The sequence below is a fragment of the Erwinia psychrophila genome (assembly GCF_039023475.1).
GTDB lineage: Bacteria > Pseudomonadota > Gammaproteobacteria > Enterobacterales > Enterobacteriaceae > Erwinia.
Window position 1 is genome coordinate 23,360 of sequence record NZ_JBCHVB010000005.1, and the last position, 25,225, is coordinate 48,584.

The window sequence follows — 25,225 nt, forward strand, 5'->3', positions numbered from 1 at the left end:
CATTTCATCGGCGAATGGCCTCCGCCGCTTTACGCAGCCGGGCAATGGCGGCGGGCGTTTCCAGACCAAATCCCAGCAGCGCCATTTCATCAATGACCAACAGGTTATGCTGCCTGGCGGCGGGCGTCAGCGCCAGGCCCGGCAGGGACCAGAGCTGCTCTTCTGCGCCCATCGCCCGCAGGCCATCGCGGCCAATGACCACCAGCTGCGGCGCGCTGGCGACGATGCCTTCCTGCGTCAGCGGCTGGTAACGGGGCACCGCGGCCAGCGCGTTAACCAGACCGGCGCTGCGGATTGCGCCATCGGCCGCCGTACCGCTCCCTGCGCCCATCGCCTTCATCCCGGTGTGATTGAGGATAAACAGCACTTTTACCGGCAAGGGCGTCTTTTTCAGCCCGGCAATCTGCTTTTCCAGCTTCAGGCTGAGCGCCCTGCCCTCCTCTTCCCGGTGCAGCGCCTGGGCGACGGCGCGGATTTTGTCAGGAATAACGCTCAGCTCAGGCTTGCCGGTCAGGGTCACCACCTTTACTCCCGCCTTTTCCACCTGCGTGAGCGCCAGAGAGGGCTTCGCCAGCTCGCTGGCAAGCACCAGCGTGGGCCGCATCGCCAGGATCCCTTCGGCATTCAGCTGACGCATATAGCCCACGTCCGGCAGTTTGGTCGCCAGCGCAGGCCTGAGGCTGGTGCTGTCGCGAGCCACCAGGTTCTGCTGCGCGCCCAGCGCGTAAACGATCTCCGTGATATCGCCGCCGATGGTGACCACCCGCTCCTCAGCCAGCAGGGAAAAGGGCAGGGCGAGCAGCGCAATCAGCGCGATCGGCCAGGCTCTCATACGGCGGCTCCTTCACCTGCCACCGCCGCCAGCTGTTCACGCCAGCGGGTCTGCTCCGGCACGCCTTCCGTACGCTGACCATAAAGCTGCGCAATCTGCGTACCATCGGCGGCAAACAGTTCGAGGCTGGTCACCATGCCGTTAGCGGTCTGCTTACGGGTGATCCAGCTTTCGGCAATACCGCTTTCCAGCAGGTGAAGGGTAAACGTTGGCGTAAAAATATTGAGCCAGCTATCCACCGGCATCAGCTTTTCCACCCCGCCGGTAAAAATCTGCACGCAGCCACGGTTACCAATAAAAATCATGATCTTATTGCTATCTGCCTGCGCCATCGTCAGCACTTCCCTCAGCGCGCTGTTATCCACCTGCCTTGCCAGATCCTCCGGGACGGCGCGAAACGCCTGCTGACGTGAGACGTTATGACGCTTCAGCAGACCAAAGAACTGATGCACGTCGGTCATCGCCCGCCACTCCTGCTCAATCAGGGCGCGATCTGGCTGGGCCTCCCATTCCGTCGGTTCTGCCGGTACGATCTTCAGCTCGGGTGCGGCGGGCAATCTGAACGCCGCGATCAGCGCCCGCCAGGCTTCCCTGTCCGACTGGGGCGTGGCGTAGATTTTCAGCACCGCGTCGCCGTGCGCGTCGAAAATCTGGATACTCTGGCGTTCACCGCGTTCGCTTTGCTCGTTCAGCGCAAAGACGCTTCGCCACTGGCTGGGGAAAATACGCTGGTCGAGCGCCCCCGGATTCAGGATCACGCCAGCGTGATCGCCCAGGTGAAGATTTTCGTAACGGCCCACCTGCTCATGAACCGCCCAGGCGTTACGGGTGATCGACCTGGTTTCACCGATGGCCTCAAGCCGGGTCAGTAAGGCGCGGAAATCAGGCTTCAGCGCCACCGCATCATCAAGGGTGCGCGCCTGGGTCAGTTCCGCTTCGCTGACCGACAGCATCTCTGCCAGATCGCGGGCATATTTTTTGGGATGTTCGCTTTTTAACGCCTGGTATTGCTGCAAAAGTGTGGTGATGTTCATTGGCTCTCCTGGAGGCCCTGCGCTTGCAGGGCAACATGATGTTGATCAGAAATCGACGTTAACGCCCAGCTGGAAGGTCCGGCCTGGCATTACCGCAAGGGCTTTATCCTGAGCGTCCTGGCTGCTGGTTTCGGTCAGTTCACGGCTGCTCAGATAGTCCCAGTATTTGCGGTCGGTAAGGTTGTAGATGCCACCGCTTAGCCGGATGTTTTTCGCCACCTGCCAGTAGGCGGTCATATCCACCATGCCGTAACCCGGCACCCGCATATATTCCGTGCTGGCCTCGCCCAGCGGCGCGCCGCTGTTGCTGTAGCTCTGGCGGCTGGTGGCCGTCGCCTGCTTGCCTTTTACAAAGGTAGCGGTCACCGCCGCACCATAGCGCTTCGCCGGATCGTCCCAGGCAACGCCAACAATGGCTTTAACCGGCGCGACGCTGTCGAGATCGACATAGCTGTCGCCAGCGTAGCTGGATTTCGATTTGCCCTCGCTGTAGCCGAGCGCAAAGGCGGCGCTGAGGCCGTTCACCTCCTCAAACCAGCTGCCGAAGTTAATGCGGGTCGCCACTTCACCGCCGTAAATATAGGCTTTGTCGCGATTTTCGGCCTGATAGATGGTGTAGATATTCGAAGGCACATTGGCGAACTGTGCCGGATTCGCCGCGCGGGAATAGCGGGTGTAGGCGATGAAATTCTTATAGGTGTTGTAGAACAGCGAGGTTTTCAGCGTAACGCCTTTCGTCACCTCGCCCTTCACCCCCCACTCCAGGTTATGGCTGGTTTCGGTATCCAGCTCGCTGTTACCGATCAGCGCATATTGCTGACTGCCCGCATAGCTCGATCCCAGATTCCATGAGCCATAAAGCTGGCTGGCGTTGGGAAACTGCGCGCCGCGCTTGTACTGGATCCAGGTCATCAGGGTGGGCGTAATATCATAATTAAAGCTCAGGGACGGCAGTACCTGCGTATCGGCGTTCTCCTTGCCGTACAGCGCCTCCAGCTCCGCCTCGCTCAGCACCGTGCTGCCGGTCGTCAGGCTGGCGAGATTTTCCGGTTTGGTGCGCTGATGGGTGACGCGCACGCCGGGCACGACGGCGAAGCCGTGACCATCCATATCAAACTGGATCTTATCCTGCACATAACCGCCCAGCACGCTGCTCTGGCTGTCGGACTGTGGCTGCATAATGGCGCTGAATACGCTGGGTGCCGGGTCCTGGCGGAAAGGACGCTCCGTTTCGCTGATGCGGCCGTTCAGGCCAGCGCTTAACGCGTGGCGACCCACGATTTTGGTCAGGCGTGTATCAAAGCCCCAGCTATCCACATTGTAATCGGAGAAGACGCGCTCCATGGTGCCGCTGCTGGCGGGCATCCAGGTATTGTCGTGCGCCTGAGTCTGCTGATAAAAAACCTTGCTGATCAGGCTGTCAATAAACGCATTGGCGGGCGTCCACTCATCGCTCAGGCTGAGGCCCCAGCGGCGCGTCTTACTTTGCTGTTCGGCGGTGCCCAGGATAGCGCTGCCCGCCGTATTCCAGCTGTCGTAATGCGTTTGGTTGGTTTTATCGTAGTAGTCCAGCGTCCCGGTGAGCTTATGCTCATCGTCCGGCTGCCAGATGCCGGAGGCCAGCAGCGCATCTGAATGCCAGTTAGCCGGATAGGCCGCCACCGTCCCGCTATTATTACGGGTTTCCTGACCGTCGCGGCGGCTGTAAACCAGCACGCCACGCAGGAAGGCATCGCCAGCGGCTGCGGTAACGCCGTTATGCCAGCTGCGGTTAGCGGAATCGTAATCCGACTGATAGCCAAACCAGGCTGGGGTACGCGGAGAGAGGTAGTCATCCGCCGATTTTGGGATAAAGGAAACGGCGCCGCCGATGGCCGTATTGGCGGTAGCCGTTGAGGTGGCACCTGACTCGATATCGACCTGGCCGTACATATAGGGATCGATATAGTCGCGCCCGATGCCGAAGGTGTTCAGCCCGGCGCGGCTGGCGTAGCTGCGGCCCGTGGCGTCAGGCAGCGGGATGCCGTCAACGTCCAGCCCTACCCGGTTGCTTTCCAGCCCGCGAATGTTATAGCCCGTGTAACCGCTGCGATCGAAACCGCTTTTACCGGCCGACGCGCCGCCGCTGCTGCCGGTGGCGCCGATCAGCGGTTCATAACGCATTATCGAGCCAAAATCGTTGGCGCCTTTGCGCTGCATATCGGCGGCGGTAATGGTGGTTTTACTGCCCGCCTCCTGCTCCATCCGGGGCGCATTAACCGTCATCACGGCACCGGCCTGGTCTGCTTCTTTGGCGGAAGCGATCGCCAGCGGCGTGGTGGAAGAGTCCGTTACGGAAGAGGTTGGGGAGACCGGCGTTACCGCTCCCCAGCTGAAACTGCCTGTCGCCAGCGTGCCAAAAAGCACGGAGGTGCGGATAACTCCCTGAGATAAAGTGGTTTTACGCATTTATTTAAGCCTTTCATCTTTATTAGTATCGACTCCACTGCGACCACTGACTCATTCAGAAAAAGGATGACGTTGCATCCTGACGTGCGCCGGTCATTTCCTGACCTTGTTATAAACGCGAATGATAATGATTTTGATTACCCATATCAACTACCTCCACAATTTATTCACAATTCCCGCCGTCAGGTTGTTACATCCCGGCTTGACAGGGGCCGTCCGCCCGCCAGAAGATGTCGGCACCTTTACCCAGCGAGCCTGCATAATGAAACCTTCCCCCGCTATCACCATCCACTACTGTTCCCAGTGCAACTGGCTGCTGCGCGCCGCATGGATGGCGCAGGAACTGCTGCAAACGTTCAGCACCGATCTGGCCTCGGTCACCCTGGTCCCCGGCACTGGCGGGATCTATCAGGTGATCGTTGACGGCGAAACCATCTGGGACCGCAAGACGGATGGCGGCTTCCCCGAAGCAAAAGTGTTAAAACAGCGGGTAAGGAACTATTGCTTCCCCGATCGGGATCTGGGGCATATTGATAAATAAGCTTCTGCGAAAGCGTGCGCCGCTCCCCGTTTTAATGCAGGGAGCAACGCAAAGAAGATAAGCAGATAACGCGGGCGCGGTTTCCTCCGGCGTCCTTTTTTTAACAACTTTGCCACCTTTTCAGCACGTTTTAATGAAGCACCCCGCCCGCGTTGTGCAGTATCATTCCCGCTTTCTCTTCTCCTTTAACCGGACCGCAAGCGGCAAGCCATGATGACCCAACACCGCCCCGCCTCATCCCAGCCCGTTTTCGACGGGCATAACGATCTGCTGCTGCGCCTGTGGCTTCAGGACGCTGCCCGGGATCCCGTGGGGCAGTTTCTTGACGGCACGCTGGAGGGCCATCTGGATATGTTGCGTATCCGTCAGGGGGGACTGGCAGGCGGCCTGTTTGCCGTCTTTGTTCCCCCTGCCCGCTACGTTATGCAGGGCAACGAGCGATACGATCCGGCGCAGCATGACCCGCTGGCGATCGTCGAAGCGCAGATCGCCCTGCTGCACAGCATTGAAGCGCGCTCGGCGGGCCGGGCGAAAATCTGCCGGAGCGTCACGGAGATTGAGCGCTGCATGGCGACGGGCGTGCTGGCGATGGTGCTGCATATCGAGGGCGCAGAGGCGCTGGATGGCGAGCTGAGCCAGCTCGACAGCTGGATCGCCGCCGGTTTGCGCAGCATTGGCCCGATGTGGAATCTGCCTAACCGCTTTGGCGTGGGCGTCACCGGCAGCTTTCCCGGTTCGCCCGACAGCGGCGAGGGGCTGACGCCGGAAGGCATAAACCTGGTGCAGGTCTGCAACCAGAAAAAGCTGCTGATCGATCTCTCCCATATGAATGAGAAAGCGTTCTGGCAGACTGCGGAGCAGAGCCGCGCGCCGCTGGTGGCGACCCACTCTAACGTTCATGCGCTCTGCCAGCAGCCGCGAAACCTGACCGCCGCCCAGCTGAAGGCGGTGGCGGAAAGTGACGGCTTTGTCGGCGTGAATTTCGGCACCGCTTTTCTGCGCGCCGACGGTCAGCGCAACGGCGATACCCCGCTGAGCGATATCCTTCGTCATCTGGATGGCCTGATGGCGGCGCTGGGCGAGGATCGCGTCGGCTTCGGCTCCGACTTTGACGGCATCAGCGTTCCCGATGCGCTGGGCGACGTTGCCGGGCTGCCGCGACTGGTAACGGCGATGGCCGGTGCGGGCTACGGCGAGGCGCTGATTGAAAAGCTCTGCTGGCGTAACTGGCTAAGCGTACTGAAAAAAACCTGGGGAGAATGAACCGGGTGGAACATTTTGCTCTATAGTTACCTAAAGTCCCTGCTGCTTACAGGGTTGATATCGTTTTACCATAGGCGCAACATTTGCCGCGCCCAGATGTCGATATTTGACAACAAGCGCATTACCTGCCGAACTTACGTTTCGCAGTTTTCTTGATTGCTAACACCGAAGGAGATTCATTATGTGGACTAAACCTCAGTTCGTTGATTTACGCTTAGGTCTGGAAGTAACGCTGTACATCTCCAACCGCTAAGCCTTATGCCTGCGGTCAGCCGCAGGCATCTTCTTCTTTCCTCTTTTCTGGTCTACACATGCAGATTAACGTTCTCGGCTCTGCGGCGGGCGGCGGCTTCCCTCAGTGGAACTGCAATTGCAGAAACTGTCAGGGCGTGCGTAACGGCACCCTGAAGACGTCGGCGCGCACGCAGTCCTCTATTGCGCTGAGCGATGACGGCATCAACTTTGTTCTCTGCAACGCCTCGCCGGAAATTATCCAGCAGATTGCGGCCACGCCCGCCCTGCATAAAACCGATGTGCTGCGCGGCACCGCCATTGGATCGATCATCCTGACCGACAGTCAGATCGACCACACCACCGGGCTTCTGAGCCTGCGTGAAGGCTGCCCGCATCAGGTCTGGTGCACGCCGGAAGTGCACGACGACCTGAGCACCGGTTTCCCTGTATTCCCAATGCTTGCGCACTGGAACGGCGGGCTTGTCCATCACGCCATTGCGCCGGGCGAGCCCTTCTCCGTCGCGGTCTGTCCCGCCCTGCGGTTCACCGCCATTCCGCTGCTGAGCAATGCGCCGCCCTATTCGCGCTACCGCGGTAAGCCGCTGCCTGGCCACAATGTCGCGCTGTTTATTGAAGATACCCGCAGCGGCAGTACGCTGCTGTATGCGCCCGGTCTGGGCGAGCCGGACAGCGAGCTATTGGGCTGGATGAAAAAGGCGGACTGCCTGCTGATTGACGGCACGCTCTGGCAGGATAACGAGCTGGCGACCACCGGCGTGGGCCGCAACACCGGCAAAGATATGGGCCATCTGGCGCTGGCGGAGGAGCAGGGGCTGATAGCGCTGCTCGCCTCTATGCCCGCCAGGCGCAAAATTCTTATTCATATCAATAATACCAATCCGATCCTGATCGAGGACTCCCCTGAACGTCAGGCGCTGACGCAGCTGGGTATCGAAGTGAGTCAGGACGGGATGCGTATTGACCTTTAGCGAGATAACGATGAAGCCAGACAGAATTGTAACCGGACCTATGTCTCCTGAGGCGTTCGAACAAGCTCTGCGCGCCAAAGGCGCCTATTATCATATTCATCACCCGTACCATATGGCGATGCACAACGGTAAATGTACGCGTGAGCAGATCCAGGGCTGGGTAGCGAACCGCTTTTACTACCAGACCAGCATCCCGCTGAAGGATGCGGCGATTATGGCCAACTGCCCGGACCCGAAAACGCGCCGTAAATGGGTGCAGCGTATTCTCGATCACGACGGCCAGGAAGGCGATGAGGGCGGTATTGAGGCCTGGCTGCGGCTCGGTGAAGCGGTTGGCCTGGATCGGGATCTGCTGCTTTCCGAACGCATGGTGCTGCCCGGCGTACGTTTCGCCGTGGACGCCTACGTCAGCTTCGCCCGCCGTGCCGTCTGGCAGGAGGCGGCCTGTAGCTCCCTGACCGAGCTGTTTGCCCCGCAGATCCATCAGTCGCGCCTCGACAGCTGGCCGCAGCACTACAAGTGGATTGAAGAAGAGGGCTACGGCTACTTCCGCAGCCGCCTGAGCCAGGCGAACCGCGACGTGGAGCACGGCCTGCAGCTGGCGCTGGAATATTGTGATACCGCAGAGAAACAGCAGCGTATGCTGGAGATCCTCCAGTTCAAGCTCGATATTCTCTGGAGTATGCTGGACTCGATGACGATGGCTTACGAGCTGCACCGCCCGCCTTATCACACCGTGACCGATAAACTGGCATGGCATCACGAGAGACTGGTCTGATGATAATTAACGACGCGCAGATCCCCGCCTTCCGCCGCGGCTACCGCTTACAGTGGGAACAGGCGCAGGATTGCCATGTGATCCTCTATCCGGAAGGGATGGCGAAGCTGAACGAGAGCGCCACCGCCATTCTGCAACAGGTTGAGGGAACGCGTTCCGTCGCCGAGATTATTGCCGGGCTTAACGCCCAGTTTCCCGAGGCTGGCGGCGTGGATGAGGATGTGAAAGCGTTCCTCGTCCAGGCCTGTGAACAAAAGTGGATAATTTTTCGTGAACCTGCTTAAACCTCAGGTCAACCCGCCGCTCTGGCTGCTGGCTGAACTGACCTACCGCTGTCCGTTGCAGTGTCCCTACTGCTCCAACCCGCTGGACTTTGCCCAGCAGGAGAAGGAGCTGACCACCGCACAGTGGATCGAGGTCTTCAAACAGGCGCGCCAGATGGGCGCCGTCCAGCTCGGCTTTTCCGGCGGCGAACCGCTGGTGCGCAAGGATCTGCCCGAGCTGATCCGTGCCGCACGGGATCTCGGTTTTTACACCAATCTGATCACCTCCGGCATTGGCCTGACGGAGAAAAAGATCGACGCCTTTGCTGAAGCTGGCCTGGATCATATTCAGATCAGTTTTCAGGCCAGTGATGAAACGCTGAACGCCGCCCTGGCGGGATCGCAAAAGGCCTTTCAGACCAAGCTGGCGATGGCGAAGGCGGTGAAGGCGCACGGCTATCCGATGGTGCTGAACTTCGTCCTGCACCGCCATAACATCGACCAGATTGACCGTATTATCGACCTCTGCATCGAGCTGGAAGCGGACGACGTCGAGCTGGCGACCTGCCAGTTCTACGGCTGGGCGCAGCTGAACCGCGAGGGGCTGCTGCCCACGCGCGACCAGATCGCGCAGGCCGAGGCGGTGGTTCACCGCTACCGTGAAAAGATGAGCGCGAGCGGAAACCTGGCGAATCTGCTGTTCGTCACGCCCGACTATTATGAAGAGCGGCCAAAAGGCTGTATGGGCGGCTGGGGCGCGATTTTCCTCAGCGTCACGCCGGAGGGCACCGCCCTGCCGTGCCACAGCGCGCGTCAGCTGCCGGTGCAGTTCCCGTCGGTGCTGGAGCAGTCGCTGCAGGAGATCTGGTATGACTCCTTCGGCTTTAATAAATACCGCGGCTTCGACTGGATGCCCGAGCCCTGCCGTTCCTGCTCTGAAAAAGAGAAGGACTTTGGCGGCTGCCGCTGCCAGGCCTTTATGCTGACCGGTAACGCCGATAATGCCGATCCGGTGTGCGCCAAGTCGCCGCATCATGGCAAAATCCTCGCCGCCCGCGAGCAGGCGAACTGCACCAATATGCAGATCAACCAGCTACAGTTCCGCAACCGCGTGAACTCTCAGCTGATTTTCAAAGAGTAATATGGCTGTCGTCCGGCAGCGGCTGGCTAACGGGCTTCTGGTCAATCTGATTCAGGACCCCGGCGCAACGCAGGCCTCGGCGCTGGTGCGGCTCTCTGCGGGCAGCCTCCACGAGCCGGACGCCTGGCCGGGCCTCGCCCACCTGCTGGAACACGTTCTGTTTGCGGGCAGCGAGCGTTTTCAGGATGAAGAGCGGCTGATGGCGTGGGTGCCGGCAAAAGGGGGGCGGCTCAACGCCACCACGCGGGGAACCTCTACCGCCTGGTTCGTGGAAGTTGCCGCGCCGGAGCTGGCGGAGGCGACGGCCAGGCTGGTGGATATGCTTCAGCGCCCGCTGCTGACAACGGACGCTATCGGCCAGGAGGCGGCGGCCATCGAGGCTGAATACCGGATGCTGGCGACCCACCAGGAGACGCTGTGTGAGGCGGCCCTCAGCCAGGCGTTTGCCGCACCTCACCCGCTGCACCGTTTCCAGGTGGGCAGCCAGGCGCATTTTGGTCAGGATCTTCCTGCGCTCCGGCAGGCGCTGCGGGCCTATCACCAGCAGTTTTTCCATACGGCGCGGCTGACGCTCTGGCTTCAGGGACCGCAGCCGCTGGCAGAGCTACTCCAGCTTGCTGAAGCACTGGGGGGCGAGTTTCAGCGGGCGGCACAGCTCAACAGCGATGCCGGCCTGGGGGCGTCTTCAGAGACGCACAGCGCTCAGGCCCCGACAACGTTGCCCGAATCAGCATGGCCTGCCGCGCTGGCACTGCGTCCTGAACGACACTTCAGGCTACAGCTGCCGGGCACGGAACGCCTCCAGCTCAGCTTCCTTATCGCGTCCCCCGATCCCCGGACCTTCAGCCTGTTACAGGAATTGCTCTGTGATACGGCCAGCCACACTCTGCTGGCGACCCTTCGGGAGGAGGGTCTGTGCGATGAGATCGACCTGCTGGAGCCTTACCGCAGCGACGGACAGGCGGTCATCAGCGTACTCTTCCACCTGTGCGACACGCCAGTCGATGGCAGCGCTGAAAAATCCCCGGCATCCGCCGTGGAGGCGATTTTCTGCCGCTGGCTGGGGCTGCTGGCCGGACTGTCAGCGGAGCAGCTTCGCCACTATGCGGCGCTTTCCCGTCGTCGCTTCGTGCGCCTCTCTTCTCTCGACAGGCTGCGGGCGCGCGCTTTTGGGCTGCCGCCTGCTGATGAGCACACCCTGGCATCCGGCGCATGGCAGCAGCTGCTTACCCAGCTTCAGCCGGGCAATATGACCCGTCTGCGGATCGCAGCGGAAGCCGTGCCCGACCGGGTCGTCGCGCAGGGTTTTATGCTGAATCTCAGCGCTGACCGCTGGCCGGTCAGCGGCGATCCGGCAGCGCGCGTCGGGCTGGATTTTGCCGACCGCCCGCTGCCTGCGCCGCCTTCTCTGCCGGCAGAACGCGCACCGCTGCGCCATCTTCCCGCTACGTGCGATGCTGTGCTGCTGTTAACCCCGGCAGCTGGCGAGCTTTCCCCCGCCCAGGCGGCACTGATTGAGGCCGCGTTACAGACGGTGAGCGGTGCCTGTCACCATCAGGGCGGCGAGCTGCATTTTGAATCCCGGCAGGGAAGCTGGCTGCTGCGGCTGAGCGGCAGCCGCGAACTGATGCTGGCGGCGATCGATGAGGTAAACAACCTTCTGAACCGGCCCACCTCCGCCGTGGTTGCACGAGGCCAGCGGCTGGCTTTGCGGGCGGCACAGCAGCAGCGTGCCGATATTGCCGTGCGCGCGCTGCTGGCAAAGCTTCCCCTCGCCATTGCCCACTGGCAGCTCGCCGGAGATAACGTGCAGGCTACAGCCTCTGCGCCACGCGACGGAAAGATGCCGGATAGGGTTATGCTGGATGACGCGGCGCTTCTCCCTGAGACAGACCTGCCCCGGGTGCGCTGGGAAGCCACGCTCTACGGCGGCGATGAGCCGCTTTATCAGGCCCTTTCCCGGCTGCTCTCCCGCTTTCCCGGTGAGCTTATCGTCCGGCAGCCGCCCCGTTCTCGCCGCGCTGAACCCGCATTTAAGCAAGCTGTCGCCGCGCGGGCAGCGACGCACTATCTCTGCCCGACGGAAAGCCCTGACGCGGCGGTGCTTCTCTTCTGCCCGCTGGCGGAAGCCTCCGCGACCTGCCTGGCGGCCTGGCAGCTGTTCGGCACCCTCTTTGAACCCCGTTTTTTTCAGCAGCTCAGGGTGGAAAAGCCGGTCGGCTATGTGGTCAGCTGCCGCTTCCATCAGTCGGCAGGAATGGCGGGGCTGCTGTTTGCGCTACAGTCGCCCGGCCTTTCCGCTGAGGAACTTTACCGGCATATGCAGGAGTTTATCGCCGGAATGGGCGAAGTTGTCGGTCAGATATCGCCAGAAAGCCTTCAGGAAAAAGCGCATACGCTCCGGCTGGTTGACGCCACTGGGCAGCCTGAGAGTCCGGCGGCGGTGCTGGATGCCTGGCAGAAGCAGCAGCGCCAGCTTCCGGCGCTGACGCAGGAGGAGCTGAACAGCCTGACTCCCGATCGCCTCAGCCGCTATTACCAGGCGCTGGCTGGTGAGCCCGGCCGCTGGATCAGGATAAGCAATCAGTAAGCTTTATTTCCCCGGCGGCTGCGTGCCGCCAATCACCGGCAGCACTTCCCGCATCAGCGCGATAAACTTGCGCAGCTTGGCGGGATAAAAGCGCGCCCAGGGATAGACCAGAAAAATGGGCAGCGGCGCGGCCTGCCATGCCGGACAGAGGTGCAGCAATCTTCCCTCCTCAATATCCGGCTGAACCAGCCAGGAAGAGGCGATGCCCACGCCCATACCTGCCAGCACGCTGTTGCGTAGCGCGTAGAGGCTGTCGGTCAGCAGCCGGGGATTGATATCGCCCCGCCAGGCGGCTTTTTCATCCTGATGCAACACGATTTCCTTGCGGTAAAAGGTGCTCAGCGCCACCCAGGGCAGGCCCGGCAGCGCCGCCGGATCCTCCGGCACCGCCTGCCCGTGAAAAAGAGCGGGAGAAGCCACCACAATGCGCGGCACCTCAGCCACGCGAAGCGCCACCACCGACGGGTCGGTGACCGCGCCCACATGAACCGCGCAGTCAATTCCCTCCGCCAGAAAGTCGGGCTGCCGGTCGCTCAGCATCCACTCCACGGTCATTTTCGGATAGCTTTGCAGATAGTTTTGCAGCGGCAGGATCATCTGGTCCTGACCAAAAGCATGAGGCGCAAGCACGCGCAGCACGCCTTTTGGCTCTTCGGCGGCACCAAGCAGATCCTCTTCAATGATCTGCCAGCTCTCGGTCAGCGCTCTGGCATGGGTATAGCAGCGCTCGCCGTCATCCGTCAGCTTCATTTCATGGGTGGTACGCTGCACCAGCTTCAGCCCCAGCATCCGCTCCAGCGTCTGTAAGCGGCGGCTGATGGTGGGCTGGGAGGTGGCAAGACGCACGGCCGCGGCGGAGAGGCTGCCCGCCTCCACGATGCGGATAAAGGTTTGCATCAGTTCTATACGGTCGATGCCTGACAGATTCTCTTTCTTCATACGACATACGTATAACAGTTCTGTCTGGCAGAGGGCTACCGTTACCGGCGCAAACGGATAAAACTGTGACTCTCATCTCAGCCAGGATACTTACTATGACCGCCACCCACGCTCCTTTATCCACAGAAAAACCGGTTGCTCCCCGGCATGTTCTGATGCTCGCGACCGGCGCAGGCTTCAGCGTCGCCTCTATCTACTACAGCCAGCCGATGCTGGGGATCCTGATTACGGATCTGCATACCAGGATCGGCCTTGTCGGGCTGATCCCAACGCTGACGCAGATCGGCTATGCGCTGGGCATACTGCTGCTTGCGCCGCTGGGCGATCGTCACGATCGCCGGGGGATCATCGCCATTAAAGGCGTGCTGCTGACGCTGGCGCTGCTGCTCAGCGCCGTCAGCGGAGGCATCACTATGCTGCTGGTGGCCAGCCTGGCGATCGGCATTACCGCCACCATGGCGCAGGATATCGTGCCCGCTTCCGCCGCCCTTTCACCCGCCGCGCAGCGGGGAAAAACCGTCGGCACGGTAATGACGGGCCTGCTGCTGGGGATCCTCCTTTCCCGGGTGCTGAGCGGCATCGTGGCGGAATATTTTGGCTGGCGGGTGATGTTTGCCGTCGCGGCTGCGATGGTGATGGCGATAACGCTCATTTTATGGCGCAGCCTGCCAGCGATGCCCGCCAGTACCCGTATGAGCTATCCGGCACTGCTCGGCTCCATGTACCACCTGTGGAAAAGGTATCGCCCACTGCGCCGGGCCACGCTGGCTCAGGCGCTGCTCTCGGTCGGCTTCAGCGCATTCTGGTCAACGCTGGCGGTGATGCTGCATGATGTGTATCACACCGGCAGCGCGGTTGCGGGCGCCTTCGGGCTGGCAGGCGCTGCCGGTGCGCTCGCCGCGCCGCTGGCGGGAACGCTTGCTGACCGCCATGGCCCGGCGATTGTGACCCGCATCGGCACCGCGCTGGCCACCCTCTCCTTCGCCGCCATGTTTCTGCTGCCGCTGCTCTCGCCTGCCGCCCAGCTGGCGCTGATCGTGGTTTCCGCCATCGGCTTCGACTTTGGCGTACAGTCCACCCTCGTCTCGCACCAGTCGATCATCTTCAGCCTGGAGCCGGCCGCGCGTAGCCGCCTTAACGCCCTGATGTTTACCGGCGTCTTTATCGGCATGGCGGTGGGCTCGGCGCTGGGCAGCCTGGCACTGGAGTGGGCGGGCTGGCAGGGCGTGGTGGCGCTGCTGACGCTGGCGGGTGCCGGCAGCTTTATCGTCCGCTTATTAAGTCCTGACACGGCGCAAGGTGCACACGCGGCGGCGTGATAAAACAGGCCAGTCCGGACTGATAGCGTTCTGACACAAGCAGATCGTCCGGCGCAGGTCAGGTGAGCGCCTCTTTACTTCCGGACCAGAGTTATCCCCCTTCGTTGCCGGTAATAATCTGTTCAGCCTGAAGCCATGGAAGGCATAAACCTTAGATCCCTCCTGGCGTTGCCAGCCGGCTCCCTGATAAAAGAAAGAATAACTTTTTTCAGGGCGTATCATTTATATCCGCCATTTCCCGATCGTCATCGCTCATTATTTTTTCAGGTTAATTCTTAAAAGATCTTCTTTGTGGACGATAAGTCACACCCCCATGTAGCTTCTGACAAATGTGACTAATAGTCCGTGGACTTATAGACAGCAAAGCGTAATGTTGCGCTTATGGAAAAAATAATCGCTCCGAAAGTTCTTTTTGGAAAAAGAGTGAAAGAACTCAGACTGCAGGCAGGCTTGTCGCAAGAAGCTTTCGCACTGAAATGCGGGCTGGATCGTACCTATGTCAGTGGAATTGAACGAGGTTTACGCAATCCGACGCTCGAAGTGATCGTTATTTTAGCCAAAGGGCTGGAGATGGAATTAAAAAATCTGATTGAGTTTTAATCAGAGAAAAAACACAGAGTAAAATTTATTACCTATTTAAATCATTCTGTTGAAAAATAAATCACCCTCGCTTCATAAAAACTTATTCATTTTAAAAAATACGCAATCGCTATTTTTAAATTATCCTGACAAAGCGCCTTTTTTACAGGCAGATTCCACACATTTTCGCTCCCTTTTCTTTTTTTTGCCCGCCAACCTCATCAAACCATTACATATTGTGCAGACTGGCTGATGGCGCTCCCGGCAGCATTGTTAAAGTCCGCTTAACGGATTTTCCCGCGATAAAAGTTCCCCTTACTGGCACACCCGGCTCAGCCCGCATAAAACCCTCGTGCCATCAAAAAAGGGGCCCGGTCAAAACTCAGGCTGATAATGCCTGCCGCCTTTTTTCAGGGCCGTTTTACCCTGCCGCTTTTTAATAGTAATCGTTATCAGAACCATTCATAAAACGAAACCTTTCGCGATAGCGTGATAATAATTATCAGTTAACTTTCATAGAGTTACATTTAAAATAAAAGCGGGGAAAAACGCAACAAACGGTTTTTATTTGTGCAACAGCCGTGCATAATGCACCCACTATTCCGGATACATTTGCCCAGAAATAAGGGAGCGCTATGCTGACGACCGATATGACCGCCAGACTGAACGATCAGTTAAACCTTGAATTCTTTTCCGCCAATCTTTACCTCCAGATGAGTGCCTGGTGCGCAGATAAAGGCTTTGAGGGCGCCTCTGCGTTCCTGCGCAAGCATTCCACAGAGGAGATGCAGCACATGCAGCGCCTGTTCAACTATCTGAGCGATACCGGCGCCATGCCGGTGCTGGGCTCGATTGCGGCGCCGCCGGTGACCTGGAACTCACTGAATGAGGTGCTGGAGCAGGCTTATGAACATGAGCAGCTGATCACCGCCAAAATCAACGAACTCGCCCATGCGGCGATGACCAGCCAGGACTACTCCACGTTCAATTTCCTGCAGTGGTACGTTGCTGAGCAGCATGAAGAAGAGAAGCTGTTTAAATCCGTACTCGACAAGCTGGCGCTGGTCGGCACCAGCGGCGACAGCCTGTTCTTTGTTGATAAAGATCTGATGAAGATGAGCTCGGCGGATCACGAACAGGCGTAACGCGAACCGACGGCTTAACCCGTTTATTTGTTGCCCTCAGGGCCGGTCACAGGACCGGCCCTGATTGCGTCAGGCTACCCTCCCGCACGAGGGAGCCTGAGGCGATAAAACTTCGTGTCCACCTGCATCAGTGGAAAGGCCGCCGGAAGCTGCGGGATGGCGATCTCCTCAAAGCCATGCTTCTCATAGAAACGGTGCGCCGCATGGAATTTCGCCGTGGTGCCCAGAAAGATCTCCCGGATCTGCTGCCGGCTGGCATGATCGAGCAGTCTGTTCAGCAGCGCGTTAGCCGCCCCGGTGGCGCTTCCCCGGTAGCCTTCGGCCACGAACATCTTGCGTAGCGCCGCCTGCTGATTGCCGAGATCCTTAAGCCCGATACAGCCCACCACTCTCCCGCCCGCCAGCGCCAGCCAGAAATCGCCGCCGCCACGCTGGTAAAACGCTTCAATTTCACTGAGGTCCGGCTGCTGCTCAGCGGTGATTTCAATGCCGAATTCCTGGTTCTGTATCGGTAAAATAAGCGAGACCACGCCTTGCTGGTAGCCTGGCTGATAACGCTTTAGTGAAATGAGTTCAGTTTGCGCCGTCATAACATCAACTCTCCACAGAGAAAACCTGCGCGCCGGGCGACAGGCCAGTAAAGGGCTGGTTCCGCGACTCTGGCATGTAAATTCCGCATTCCCGCTGTTCGCGGCGAAAAGCGGCTACGCTTAACCACGCTGAACAAGCTGCACGTTTTGTTTCGTTTTATGTCAGAAGGTCACCTTGCCCGCGGTGGTCTGTAAAATCAAATCGTCTTTACACCGGTAACATACCTTGAGCGGGTTTCTCTGCTGCACCGGATTCGCTTCGCGGCGGCACAGAAACCAGAATTCGGCACAGAGATCCTCATACGGGCAAAAGAATGAAGAATAATCTCGATATTACTTTTCGTAAGCTCGGTATTTTTATGGCTTTTATGCAACGGGGAAACATAGCACGTACGGCGGAAGCCCTCGGCTTAAGTAGCGTCAGCGTTCATCGCGCCCTGCACACGCTGGAAGAGAATGTGCGCTGCCCGCTGTTTATCCATCAGGGGCGCAATCTGGTGCCGCTGCCTGCTGCCCATACGCTGTGCGAATACAGTCAGGAAGCGATGGACGTGATGTCGAGAGGCATGGAAGAGACGCGTAAAACGGCGGGAGTCGGCCAGGGAAGAGTAAGGCTGGGCACGCTCTATTCCCTGACCCTGGAGACGGTGCCGCAGCTGATCATGGGCATGAAGATTCGCCGTCCGGATATCGAACTGGATCTGACCATGGACTCAAACCAGATGCTGCTGGGCAAACTTAGCGAGGGTTTCCTGGACGCCATTCTGATTTCCATCACGGACAGTGAAATTGACCGGAGCCGCTTTGAGATTCTGCCGCTGTTTGAGGATGATATTTTCCTGGCCGCCCCCTCAACCACCCACCTTAATGGCAAAAAGCTCGCCGACCTGCGCGATTTTCGTACCCATAAATTCGTTTCGCTGGCGGAAGGGTTCGCCACCTATCACGGCTTTAAAGAAGCCTTTCAGATCGCGGGCTTTGAGCCGGAGATCGTCATGCGCGTCAACGACATTTTTTCTATGCTGAGTCTGGTGCAGGCGGGCGTGGGGCTGACCCTGATCCCCGGCCGCATGAAGCGGGTCTATGAGAATTCGGTACAGCTGCTGAAGCTGAATCACAAATATCAGATGCGCCAGACGCTGGCGATCGTCTTTGAACGTAACCGGGAACACGATCCCAATCTGCTGGCGCTGGCCGCCGAGGGGCGGATGTACTCGCTGAACCGCCTTAACTCCGGCTTCGGAGTCGCTTAGCCAGCGTCAGTGCCAGCTCGCTGCCGCCCTGCTCCAGTGAGAGCATCTCGCCGGAAACAAAGGCCTGCCGCGTAAGTCCGGTGAGTACCGAGCCGGGCGGCATCTCGATCGCCAGCTGCACATCGCGTTCGTTCGCCGCAATCATCGCTTCGTGCCAGCGCACGGTGCGGGACATATTCTGCGCCAGGTCGTCAGCAATCTGTTCCGGCTGCCAGAGCACCCGCCCGCTGCTGCCGCTCAGATAGGCGTAGCGCGGACGGTCGAGCGTCACCGTGTTAAAAGCGTCAGCCAGCTTTCTGGCCGGTTCAGCCAGCAGCGCACAGTGGGACGGCACGCTGACCGCCAGCCGGTGCACTTTCTGCGCGCCGGCCGCCATCGCCCGTTTTGCCACCGCCTGCATGGCCGCCTCGCTGCCCGCAATGACCAGCTGCCGTTCAGCGTTGAGATTGGCTATCCAGCTCTCCTCCACCAGCAGCGTTTCCAGCTCGCGCTGGGTGAGGCCGACAATGGCCGTCAGGCCATAACCCTCTGGATAAGCCTGCTCCATTAAATCACCGCGCAGCGCCACCAGTTTCAGTGCCGCCTCAAAACTGAGCGCGCCCGCGACGACGGCGGCGGGAAATGCCCCGATAGAGAGCCCGCAGGTCATATCGGGCTCAAGTCCCCTCGCCAGCAGATCGCGGGCGTACGCCACGCCGGTAATCAGCAGGCAAAGCTGTACCGCGCGGGTGTGCTGAAGCGCGGTTTCGCTGTCCAGCTCTCCGGCTTTCTCGCCCAGCACCTCACTGGCCTGAGCCAGTATCGCATCGCCAGCGGGAAGCTGTTGCAGCATGCCGGGCCGCTGCGGACCCTGGCCGGGAAAGGTCAGTAAAATCTTCACGCGGATTCCTCCCAGGGGCGCGTCGTGAGGCGCGGCCCCTCGTTTGTTTTCAGCATCACCCGTCCGTCACGCAGCCATTCCGCCAGCGCAAAAGCGCCCGCAGGCGTCTCCACCTGAGTGTCCACCCGGCAGATAAGCCGCTGGCAAAAGTGCTGCCAGCGGGCAAGCTCCGCGTTCGCCAACGGCTCAGGGCTGCGGATAAGCAGATCGAGATCGCTGTCGCCATGCAGCACCGGCACTTCGGTCGCCAGCGCATACCCCACGCTGCCGGTAATGCCCCACGCCCAGGGCCAGACCTGCTGGGCCAGCTGGATGGCCGCCTGTACCGGCGGCTGGGTGACAAAAGGCGACCTCAGCAGGCCCTCACGCTGGCTGAGCGCCTCGGGGGCGAGGCGACGCTGGATCGCGGTGGGATCAACCCAGGCCGCCGCGCGCAGATCGCGACGTAGCCCCCGGATACCCACGGGTATCCGTCCGTTTTCGTCCCGATCGCGGCGCACCACCAGCGGCAAAGTTGCGCGCCACTGGCTGGCTACCCATTCCGGCAACGATCCCTGTAATTGTTCAGGATCGTTAAGCCAGATAAGATCGTGCGCCCGACATTCCAACTGCATCTCAGATCCCTGCGGTTAATGAAATAAATAGCGGTAACGTAATAATACACAGGACAGAAGTGATCAGCAGCGCGGCTTCTGCATCCGGAGACTGAACGCCAAAGCGGTTGCCGAAGACCACGCCGAAAAAGCCCGCCGAAAGCGCAATCATCAGGATGGCGGTAATGGCGATCTGCCCCGTCAGGCCCAGCGCGATAACGATACCCCAGGCAATCAGCGGCTGAATAATCAGCTTGGTCAGGCTGGCGACGATGACCGCACGGTTAATTTTCAGCTGGCGGGCAGAAAGGATCAGCCCCGTCAGGAAGAGCGCGGCGGCGGTCGCGGCCAGGCCCAGCGGTTTGATAGTGGTCAGCACCATTTCCGGCATGCGGATACCGATAGCGGAAAGCACCACGCCCAGCAGCGGTCCCCAGACAATTGGCTTGGTCACCGAACGCCACATCAGCACCGGCAGCATGGCCGCGCCTGATTTATGCTCACCGCCTGCCGCCAGCGCCTTTTCGCGCTCCAGAATCATCAGGCAAAATGGCGTCATTAGCACGGAACCACAGGCGATGGAGACCGCTACCGAGAGCGAGGTTCCGGGGTTTTCACCCAGCACGCTTCCCAGAATCGGCAGCCCCAGCGCGGCATAGTTTGGCAGCGCAACGGTCAGCGTCAGTACCGCTGCATCCTGCGGTGACTTGTGGAAAACCCGGGTGCAGAGGAAATAGATCCCCACCCATGCGATCCACATCGCCAGTACCAGCACCAGAATCAGCGGCGTCTGCTTAACGATCCCCAGCCAGGGCGTCTGAACAGTGGCGGAAAACAGCGCGGCAGGCAGAGCAAAATCCATCACAAATATATTGAGCAGCGCGACGTTGCGGTTATCCACCATTTTCGCTTTTCCGGCATAAAAGCCGAGCAGCATAATCACAAAAATGGGTGCAAGAGCATGAACTATCACGTAAGTCATAAATACCACCTGTAAACGTTAAGAAAGCGAATAGCACAGGTACGATGGTTTTTTATCAACAGGCTGCCTCGCTGAGCACGCCGCAGCGTGCTCAGAAAATGGCCTGACAGGTTTGTCTTAGTATGGTGTTACCAGGCGGCGCGCATTTTTTCACGTACCAGCGCCGAACTGCGGCGGTTTTCCGCATGCAGCCGGCTGCTCAGTCCGGGATCGTTGCGCGCAGCGGTGACGGCTTTTTCAACCGCTTGTTGCACTGTGGCAAGATCGCTGGACGAAGGGGCATCGGGATCCTGGATATCCAGCAGATCCTCCAGCAGGCCTAACGACTTATAGTTGGCGATGTCATAGGCCATGGGCGGAATGGTTTCTGCCAGTCTCTCCAGCGCCTCGACGCTGCGAAGCGTAATGCGCGCGGCGGCATCTTTCCCCATTGCGTGGATCATGACGCCCGGATCGTTGAAGGCGATCAGCCGGTTAGCCTGATAGCCATGGGCCAGAAAGGCCCCGGACATCGCTTTCCCGACAATCAGACCGATGACCGGGTGTCCGGCAAGTCGGGCGTTGGCCCAGCCGCCCGCCGCGGCGGCCAGCGCCTGATGAATACCGAAAGCCTCTTCGCGGCGGCCATAGGCCTGGCTTGCCACGTCGATGACCGCTACCAGCGGGCGTTTGATCGCGCTGTCGGCATCTTCCGCCAGCGTTTCAGCCAGCACTTTTGCCAGCGTCCAGCCCTCAAGCAGCCCGACTTCTCCTTTGGTGGCTCGCGGATAGTGGTTATGGGCATCCGGAACGACGGCAATAAAGCGCGCAGGCTCACCGCCGAGCGTCGCATCAGCGACCTGCACGGAGGGGCAGAGCCCGGACATACGGGGTGCGTTGTTGGTCAGCAGGCTTAACCACTGTTCACCGCGGCTGATAAAATTGCTCATTTCTCCTCCTCCCGGCTAAAAAGCTGCAAGATTTGCTGCGCGTCGGCCTGTTTCTGCGTATCAAACTGGCTGAGACGCGGCAGGAACCAGGCGTAGTTGTCCGAACGGTGCTGCGCCGGAATGCCCTTTGCAATCGCCTCGTTCATCGCTTTTTTCACCGCCTGCTCGCCATCACTGACCAGCATATCGACCAGACCGCTACGGTAGCGGGTTTCGCCGCCGGTCATGCTCCAGATAAAGGGTCTGTCGCGCGAGTCATACTCTTCTATCCCCGCTTCCTGCTCGATAACCTGAGGGCCGTTCAGCCCCAGGCGCGCCTCGCGGGTGACAATCAGGTAGCTACAGAGCGCCGCCGCAATCGACATGCCGCCGAAGCAGCCCACGGTACCGGCAATGATGCCGATCACCGGGGTGTAACGGCGCAGATCGACGATGGCGGCATGAATATCGGCAATGGCCGCCAGGCCAAGATTCGCTTCCTGTAGCCGCACACCGCCGGTTTCCAGGCAGAGAACCGCCTGGGTTTTAATGCCGTTACGGTTATCCTCTGCGGCCAGCTCCAGCGCTGCGGCCATTTTTGCGCCGGACACTTCGCCCATGCTGCCGCCCTGAAACGAACCTTCGATCGCCACTACCACCGCAGGCTGACCATTGATAGTGCCTCTGGCGACCACCATGCCGTCGTCGGACTGCGGTACGATGCCCTGTGGCCCGAGCCACGGCGACATGATGACGTCAAACGGGTCCAGTAATTCGCGAAAGCTCCCCTCATCCAGCAGCAGTCTGGCCCGCTGGCGCGCTTTCAGTTCGATAAAGCTGCGATCGCTACGCATCGCTTACCTCCTCAAAAACCTGCTCAATACGGATACGCGCCACGCCCGGCGTGGCACCAAAATCGTGAATCAGCATCTGGCCTGACGGCAGGTCGCCCAGGGTGTTCAGACGGTCAAACAGCGCGAGCCAGCGTTTTTTGCTGTTATCCACCGAAGTGGTAAGGCTGACGGTGAGCTGCTGGCCGCCATCGGCCTCAAACAGCACTTCCATATCGCCAGACCCCACCACGCCCGCCAGCGCTTTACCGCTGAGCTTCCGCGTGGCCGGAAGGGAAAAAGTGATCTGTTCCATAACGTCCTCTCAAAAAGGGAGATCGGCTAAGCGATCTAAAAACAGGGTGGCGGCGAGTAAATCAGCCGCGCCGCCGGGCGAAGCGTTGAGCCGGATCATCTGTGCATCAAGCACGGCAAGCGCCTGCTGGCCCTGGGGCTGCTTCACGCCACCCGCTGCCAGCACCGACCGGGCGCCCTGCTGCATGGCGGCCAGACCTTGCGCCCCGGCACGGGAAAGCACGCAGGTATCGCTGAGCGAGGTCATGATGGCCATCAGCGCATCCAGCTGGGCTTCGCACTCTGACGCGCCCGCCTGCCGGCTACGCCTGAGCTGCGGCAATGCCAGCCTGAGGATATGCGGAAAGCCCTGCTGAGCTTCTTCCCGCGCGCCGGGAACCCGGTAGCGACGGCTTGCCCGCAGTCCCTTGCTGAACAGCTTAGGTGCGGCGTCATCGGCAATGCACGCCAGGCTCGCTGCGGCATCCGCCAGACGCTGCGGCGCTTTCTCGCCTGCCAGCATCGCGCTGGCGCTGACCAGCAGCCCCATTGCCCAGATGGCACCCCGGTGAGTATTGACCCCGTCCGTGGCCAGCATCATCTGGCGTTCACCCTCGCGGCCCAGCCTGCCGACGGCCTGACGAAGGGCGATATCTGCGGGCCGGTTCCAGCTGTGCAGGGCCAGCGCCTGAAAGGTCGGCTGCAGGCTGCGGGCTGAGCGCTCCATCAGCGCCAGCGTCAGATCCTGATGCGCTCCGCTGCCCCGGCTGTCCACCAGGCCCGGCTTGGGGCTGAGGCGCGCCTCATCAATCAGGCAGCGCGTCGCCAGCTCCGCCATCAGCGCTGACGGCATATCGATGCTTTGCAGTGACGGCTCTCTGTTCATTACCAGCTCCGGAATTTAGGCGGTGGGGTGTAAAGGCCGCCCGACCATTCCACCAGATCGGCGACGCTACCGGCGGCCAGCAGCGAACGGCTGGCTTCCGTGCGGCGGATGCCCAGATCTTCAGGGAAGGCGACTTTGCCTTCGCGCCGCAGCTGCGCCACGCGTTTCGCATCCACACCCAGCCCGATATCGGTAATCCCGGCGACGGCAGCCACCATCGCGCGGCGTTCCTCCAGCGTTTTCGCCCGGTAGAGATAGGCGATACCCTCTTCCGTCAGCACATGGGTAACGTCGTCGCCGTAAATCATGACCGGCGCCAGCGGCATCCCCGCGGCTTTCGCTACCTCGACGGCTTCAAGATTCTCCACGAAGGTGGGTTTACCGCCGGCCTGGAAGGTTTCCACCATCTGTACGACCAGCTTGCGGCCACGGGCCATTGGATCCGGTTCATCGATCATCGCCAGCCAGGCAGGCGTGGCATGGCGGCGGCCGTGCGGGTCGTGGCCCATATTCGGCGCGCCGCCGAAGCCGGAAAGACGGCCCCGGGTCACGGTGGAGGAGTTCGCCAGTCCATCGATTTGCAGCGTGGAGCCGATGAACATATCCACCGCATACTGACCCGCCATCTGGCAAAACGCGCGGTTTGAGCGCATTGAGCCATCAGCGCCGGTAAAGAAGACATCCGGCCGGGCGGCCAGGTAGTTTTCCATGCCCATTTCGCCGCCGAAGCAGTGCACGCTTTCCACCCAGCCGCTCTCAATAGCCGGGATCAGCGTAGGGTGTGGATTAAGGGTCCAGTGTTTACATATTTTGCCTTTGAGGCCGAGCTGTTCGCCGTAGGTTGGCAGCAGCAGCTCAATGGCGGCAGTGTTAAAACCGATACCGTGGTTCAGCGACTGCACCTGATGCTCGGCATAGATCCCTTTGATCGCCAGCATCGCCATCAGGATATGTTCCTGTTTGATCAGCCGGGGATCGCGGGTAAACAGCGGTTCGATAAAGAAGGGTTTATCTGCCACGACCACGAAGTCAATCCACGAGCCGGGGATATCCACGCGGGGCAGATCGCACTCGTCATCCACGAGTTCGTTGACCTGGGCAATGACGATACCGTCATGGAAGGCCGCGGCTTCCACCAGCGCGGGCGTATCTTCGGTGCTGGCACCGGTATAAAGATTCCCTTTACGGTCAGCTTTAAACCCGGCAATCAGCGCCACGTTAGGCGCCAGATCGACGTAGAGGCGTGAATAAAGCTCAATGTAGGTGTGGATAGCGCCAATTTCGAGCTGTCCATCCTCCAGCAGCTGGGAGATGCGCAGGCTTTGCGGACCGGAGAAGGCAAAATCAAGCTTGCGGGCGATACCCTTTTCAAAAATATCCAGATGTTCGCTTCGGCCCACGCTCGGCATAATCATATGCAGGTCGTGAACGATGCCGGGATTCACCTCAGCCAGCGAGCGGGACAGGAAATCGGCCTGCTTCTGGTTATTCCCCTCCATCACCACCCGATCGCCGGGCGCAATCAGCTTTTGCAGCAGGCCCACAATATCGTCGGTGGGAAGCACTTTGCCCGTTACGCCCAGGGCCTCGATGCGCCGCCGTTTTTCACTCCGGCGCGTATCCCAGACGCGGGCCGCCTTTTGTTCAGAGAACATTTTCACCTCCAGTAAGTCCATCGTAAGATGTCATCAGGTTCTGGTCAGGAAGTGTGGTCCTCACTGGCAGGAGTATCAATTAACCCCGGTGTCGAAGCGTTAGCCTCAGAGTAATGATAAAAACAGCGCGCTGTTTTTCAGCAGATTACAGACAACCCTGCGCGTAGTGCGTCACATTTTTTTTCAGACGGGCGGCTCTTTTTTTACCGGTAAATTCCAGTAGTTGTTCCGGATAACGCTGCCTCCCCAGGCGCCAGTC

At 59.9% G+C, this 25,225-nt stretch carries 25 protein-coding genes; 12 read left to right on the forward strand and 13 right to left on the reverse strand.

The window, feature by feature from the left end; all coding sequences use genetic code 11:
* Positions 1 to 4: 4 nt before the first annotated feature.
* From AAH446_RS13210 to AAH446_RS13220, 3 genes are read right to left on the reverse strand one after another with little or no spacing between them, the layout of a single operon-like run.
* Positions 5 to 832, reverse strand: a complete 828-nt coding sequence (locus AAH446_RS13210; protein WP_342907156.1) for a heme/hemin ABC transporter substrate-binding protein — start codon at positions 830 to 832, stop codon at positions 5 to 7.
* Positions 829 to 1,860, reverse strand: coding sequence for a hemin-degrading factor (locus AAH446_RS13215; protein ID WP_463322821.1), 1,032 nt, complete (start codon positions 1,858 to 1,860; stop codon positions 829 to 831). Before AAH446_RS13215 ends, AAH446_RS13210 begins: the two co-directional genes overlap by 4 nt.
* A 51-nt stretch (positions 1,861 to 1,911) precedes the next feature.
* Positions 1,912 to 4,314 carry a TonB-dependent receptor domain-containing protein gene (locus tag AAH446_RS13220; protein WP_342907158.1) on the reverse strand — a complete coding sequence of 801 codons (2,403 nt, stop codon included), beginning with the start codon at positions 4,312 to 4,314 and terminating at the stop codon, positions 1,912 to 1,914.
* A gap of 262 nt (positions 4,315 to 4,576) precedes the next feature.
* Here AAH446_RS13220 and AAH446_RS13225 point away from each other — a divergent pair, with 262 nt between their 5' ends.
* From AAH446_RS13225 to pqqF, 8 genes are all read left to right on the forward strand, one after another.
* Positions 4,577 to 4,855 (forward strand): Rdx family protein, encoded by a 279-nt coding sequence (locus tag AAH446_RS13225; RefSeq protein ID WP_342907159.1) that lies wholly within the window; start codon positions 4,577 to 4,579, stop codon positions 4,853 to 4,855.
* Between the two features lie 213 nt (positions 4,856 to 5,068).
* The gene (locus AAH446_RS13230) at positions 5,069 to 6,118 is read left to right on the forward strand and encodes a dipeptidase (protein ID WP_342907391.1); all 1,050 of its coding nucleotides are present in this window, start codon (positions 5,069 to 5,071) and stop codon (positions 6,116 to 6,118) included.
* Between the two features lie 181 nt (positions 6,119 to 6,299).
* On the forward strand, positions 6,300 to 6,371 hold the full coding sequence (pqqA, locus tag AAH446_RS13235) for a pyrroloquinoline quinone precursor peptide PqqA (protein WP_071995430.1): 72 nt from the start codon (positions 6,300 to 6,302) through the stop codon (positions 6,369 to 6,371).
* Positions 6,372 to 6,429: 58 nt separating this feature from the next.
* Entirely contained in the window at positions 6,430 to 7,341 is a 912-nt protein-coding gene (gene pqqB / locus AAH446_RS13240; protein ID WP_342907160.1) for a pyrroloquinoline quinone biosynthesis protein PqqB, read from the forward strand.
* Between the two features lie 10 nt (positions 7,342 to 7,351).
* Positions 7,352 to 8,119, forward strand: a complete 768-nt coding sequence (gene pqqC / locus AAH446_RS13245) for a pyrroloquinoline-quinone synthase PqqC (RefSeq protein WP_342907161.1) — start codon at positions 7,352 to 7,354, stop codon at positions 8,117 to 8,119.
* Positions 8,119 to 8,403 carry a pyrroloquinoline quinone biosynthesis peptide chaperone PqqD gene (pqqD, locus tag AAH446_RS13250; RefSeq protein WP_463322813.1) on the forward strand — a complete coding sequence of 95 codons (285 nt, stop codon included), beginning with the start codon at positions 8,119 to 8,121 and terminating at the stop codon, positions 8,401 to 8,403. The genes pqqC and pqqD overlap by 1 nt, the downstream gene beginning before the upstream one ends.
* Positions 8,390 to 9,523, forward strand: a complete 1,134-nt coding sequence (gene pqqE, locus AAH446_RS13255) for a pyrroloquinoline quinone biosynthesis protein PqqE (RefSeq protein ID WP_342907162.1) — start codon at positions 8,390 to 8,392, stop codon at positions 9,521 to 9,523. Before pqqD ends, pqqE begins: the two co-directional genes overlap by 14 nt.
* 1 nt (position 9,524) lies before the next feature.
* Positions 9,525 to 12,113, forward strand: a complete 2,589-nt coding sequence (pqqF, locus tag AAH446_RS13260) for a pyrroloquinoline quinone biosynthesis protein PqqF (RefSeq protein ID WP_342907163.1) — start codon at positions 9,525 to 9,527, stop codon at positions 12,111 to 12,113.
* A gap of 3 nt (positions 12,114 to 12,116) precedes the next feature.
* On the opposite strand, the gene AAH446_RS13265 is transcribed toward pqqF, so the two are convergent.
* A complete protein-coding gene (locus AAH446_RS13265) occupies positions 12,117 to 13,052 on the reverse strand; it encodes a LysR family transcriptional regulator (RefSeq protein WP_342907164.1) in 936 nt (311 codons plus the stop codon).
* A 95-nt stretch (positions 13,053 to 13,147) separates the two neighbouring features.
* On the opposite strand from AAH446_RS13265, the gene AAH446_RS13270 reads away from it, so the two are divergent.
* From AAH446_RS13270 to ftnA, 3 genes are all read left to right on the forward strand, one after another.
* Entirely contained in the window at positions 13,148 to 14,371 is a 1,224-nt protein-coding gene (locus tag AAH446_RS13270) for an MFS transporter (protein ID WP_342907165.1), read from the forward strand.
* Positions 14,372 to 14,752: 381 nt separating this feature from the next.
* Complete coding sequence (locus AAH446_RS13275; protein ID WP_342907166.1) at positions 14,753 to 14,971, forward strand: helix-turn-helix domain-containing protein; 219 nt, start codon at positions 14,753 to 14,755, stop codon at positions 14,969 to 14,971.
* A gap of 614 nt (positions 14,972 to 15,585) precedes the next feature.
* Positions 15,586 to 16,095, forward strand: a complete 510-nt coding sequence (gene ftnA, locus AAH446_RS13280) for a non-heme ferritin (protein ID WP_342907167.1) — start codon at positions 15,586 to 15,588, stop codon at positions 16,093 to 16,095.
* A 74-nt stretch (positions 16,096 to 16,169) separates the two neighbouring features.
* Here the strand turns inward: ftnA and AAH446_RS13285 are convergent, their stop codons facing one another.
* Entirely contained in the window at positions 16,170 to 16,685 is a 516-nt protein-coding gene (locus AAH446_RS13285; protein ID WP_342907168.1) for a GNAT family N-acetyltransferase, read from the reverse strand.
* Between the two features lie 314 nt (positions 16,686 to 16,999).
* Between AAH446_RS13285 and AAH446_RS13290 the strand changes: the two genes are divergently transcribed.
* Entirely contained in the window at positions 17,000 to 17,938 is a 939-nt protein-coding gene (locus AAH446_RS13290; protein ID WP_342907169.1) for a LysR family transcriptional regulator, read from the forward strand.
* Here the strand turns inward: AAH446_RS13290 and mdcH are convergent.
* From mdcH to mdcA, 8 genes are all read right to left on the reverse strand, one after another.
* Positions 17,913 to 18,818, reverse strand: coding sequence for a malonate decarboxylase subunit epsilon (gene mdcH / locus AAH446_RS13295; protein WP_342907170.1), 906 nt, complete (start codon positions 18,816 to 18,818; stop codon positions 17,913 to 17,915). The two genes, AAH446_RS13290 and mdcH, sit on opposite strands and share 26 nt — an antisense overlap.
* Positions 18,815 to 19,432, reverse strand: coding sequence for a malonate decarboxylase holo-ACP synthase (locus AAH446_RS13300; RefSeq protein WP_342907171.1), 618 nt, complete (start codon positions 19,430 to 19,432; stop codon positions 18,815 to 18,817). The genes mdcH and AAH446_RS13300 overlap by 4 nt, the downstream gene beginning before the upstream one ends.
* A 1-nt stretch (position 19,433) precedes the next feature.
* On the reverse strand, positions 19,434 to 20,393 hold the full coding sequence (locus AAH446_RS13305; protein ID WP_342907172.1) for an AEC family transporter: 960 nt from the start codon (positions 20,391 to 20,393) through the stop codon (positions 19,434 to 19,436).
* Between the two features lie 128 nt (positions 20,394 to 20,521).
* On the reverse strand, positions 20,522 to 21,322 hold the full coding sequence (gene mdcE / locus AAH446_RS13310; RefSeq protein ID WP_342907173.1) for a biotin-independent malonate decarboxylase subunit gamma: 801 nt from the start codon (positions 21,320 to 21,322) through the stop codon (positions 20,522 to 20,524).
* Positions 21,319 to 22,155: a biotin-independent malonate decarboxylase subunit beta gene (locus tag AAH446_RS13315; RefSeq protein ID WP_342907174.1), complete on the reverse strand. Its 837-nt coding sequence runs from the start codon at positions 22,153 to 22,155 to the stop codon at positions 21,319 to 21,321. The genes mdcE and AAH446_RS13315 overlap by 4 nt, the downstream gene beginning before the upstream one ends.
* Positions 22,148 to 22,447, reverse strand: coding sequence for a malonate decarboxylase acyl carrier protein (gene mdcC, locus AAH446_RS13320; protein WP_342907175.1), 300 nt, complete (start codon positions 22,445 to 22,447; stop codon positions 22,148 to 22,150). The genes AAH446_RS13315 and mdcC overlap by 8 nt, the downstream gene beginning before the upstream one ends.
* Before the next feature lie 9 nt (positions 22,448 to 22,456).
* On the reverse strand, positions 22,457 to 23,278 hold the full coding sequence (locus AAH446_RS13325) for a triphosphoribosyl-dephospho-CoA synthase (RefSeq protein WP_342907393.1): 822 nt from the start codon (positions 23,276 to 23,278) through the stop codon (positions 22,457 to 22,459).
* Between the two features lie 32 nt (positions 23,279 to 23,310).
* Positions 23,311 to 24,966, reverse strand: coding sequence for a malonate decarboxylase subunit alpha (mdcA, locus tag AAH446_RS13330; protein WP_342907176.1), 1,656 nt, complete (start codon positions 24,964 to 24,966; stop codon positions 23,311 to 23,313).
* Positions 24,967 to 25,225: the final 259 nt, after the last annotated feature.

What these genes read in the sequence shown, in the direction of transcription:
- AAH446_RS13325 (WP_342907393.1), bottom strand. Translation starts at nt 23,278, where the DNA reads ATGCCGTCAGCGCTGATGGCGGAGCTGGCGACGCGCTGCCTGATTGAT.
- mdcE (WP_342907173.1), bottom strand. Translation starts at nt 21,322, where the DNA reads ATGAGCAATTTTATCAGCCGCGGTGAACAGTGGTTAAGCCTGCTGACC.
- AAH446_RS13275 (WP_342907166.1), top strand. Translation starts at nt 14,753, where the DNA reads ATGGAAAAAATAATCGCTCCGAAAGTTCTTTTTGGAAAAAGAGTGAAA.
- ftnA (WP_342907167.1), top strand. Translation starts at nt 15,586, where the DNA reads ATGCTGACGACCGATATGACCGCCAGACTGAACGATCAGTTAAACCTT.
- AAH446_RS13225 (WP_342907159.1), top strand. Translation starts at nt 4,577, where the DNA reads ATGAAACCTTCCCCCGCTATCACCATCCACTACTGTTCCCAGTGCAAC.
- AAH446_RS13300 (WP_342907171.1), bottom strand. Translation starts at nt 19,432, where the DNA reads ATGCAGTTGGAATGTCGGGCGCACGATCTTATCTGGCTTAACGATCCT.
- AAH446_RS13210 (WP_342907156.1), bottom strand. Translation starts at nt 832, where the DNA reads ATGAGAGCCTGGCCGATCGCGCTGATTGCGCTGCTCGCCCTGCCCTTT.
- mdcA (WP_342907176.1), bottom strand. Translation starts at nt 24,966, where the DNA reads ATGTTCTCTGAACAAAAGGCGGCCCGCGTCTGGGATACGCGCCGGAGT.
- pqqB (WP_342907160.1), top strand. Translation starts at nt 6,430, where the DNA reads ATGCAGATTAACGTTCTCGGCTCTGCGGCGGGCGGCGGCTTCCCTCAG.
- pqqF (WP_342907163.1), top strand. Translation starts at nt 9,525, where the DNA reads ATGGCTGTCGTCCGGCAGCGGCTGGCTAACGGGCTTCTGGTCAATCTG.
- AAH446_RS13285 (WP_342907168.1), bottom strand. Translation starts at nt 16,685, where the DNA reads ATGACGGCGCAAACTGAACTCATTTCACTAAAGCGTTATCAGCCAGGC.
- AAH446_RS13265 (WP_342907164.1), bottom strand. Translation starts at nt 13,052, where the DNA reads ATGAAGAAAGAGAATCTGTCAGGCATCGACCGTATAGAACTGATGCAA.
- AAH446_RS13220 (WP_342907158.1), bottom strand. Translation starts at nt 4,314, where the DNA reads ATGCGTAAAACCACTTTATCTCAGGGAGTTATCCGCACCTCCGTGCTT.
- AAH446_RS13230 (WP_342907391.1), top strand. Translation starts at nt 5,069, where the DNA reads ATGACCCAACACCGCCCCGCCTCATCCCAGCCCGTTTTCGACGGGCAT.
- AAH446_RS13305 (WP_342907172.1), bottom strand. Translation starts at nt 20,393, where the DNA reads ATGACTTACGTGATAGTTCATGCTCTTGCACCCATTTTTGTGATTATG.
- AAH446_RS13315 (WP_342907174.1), bottom strand. Translation starts at nt 22,155, where the DNA reads ATGCGTAGCGATCGCAGCTTTATCGAACTGAAAGCGCGCCAGCGGGCC.
- AAH446_RS13270 (WP_342907165.1), top strand. Translation starts at nt 13,148, where the DNA reads ATGACCGCCACCCACGCTCCTTTATCCACAGAAAAACCGGTTGCTCCC.
- AAH446_RS13290 (WP_342907169.1), top strand. Translation starts at nt 17,000, where the DNA reads ATGAAGAATAATCTCGATATTACTTTTCGTAAGCTCGGTATTTTTATG.
- pqqD (WP_463322813.1), top strand. Translation starts at nt 8,119, where the DNA reads ATGATAATTAACGACGCGCAGATCCCCGCCTTCCGCCGCGGCTACCGC.
- pqqC (WP_342907161.1), top strand. Translation starts at nt 7,352, where the DNA reads ATGAAGCCAGACAGAATTGTAACCGGACCTATGTCTCCTGAGGCGTTC.
- mdcC (WP_342907175.1), bottom strand. Translation starts at nt 22,447, where the DNA reads ATGGAACAGATCACTTTTTCCCTTCCGGCCACGCGGAAGCTCAGCGGT.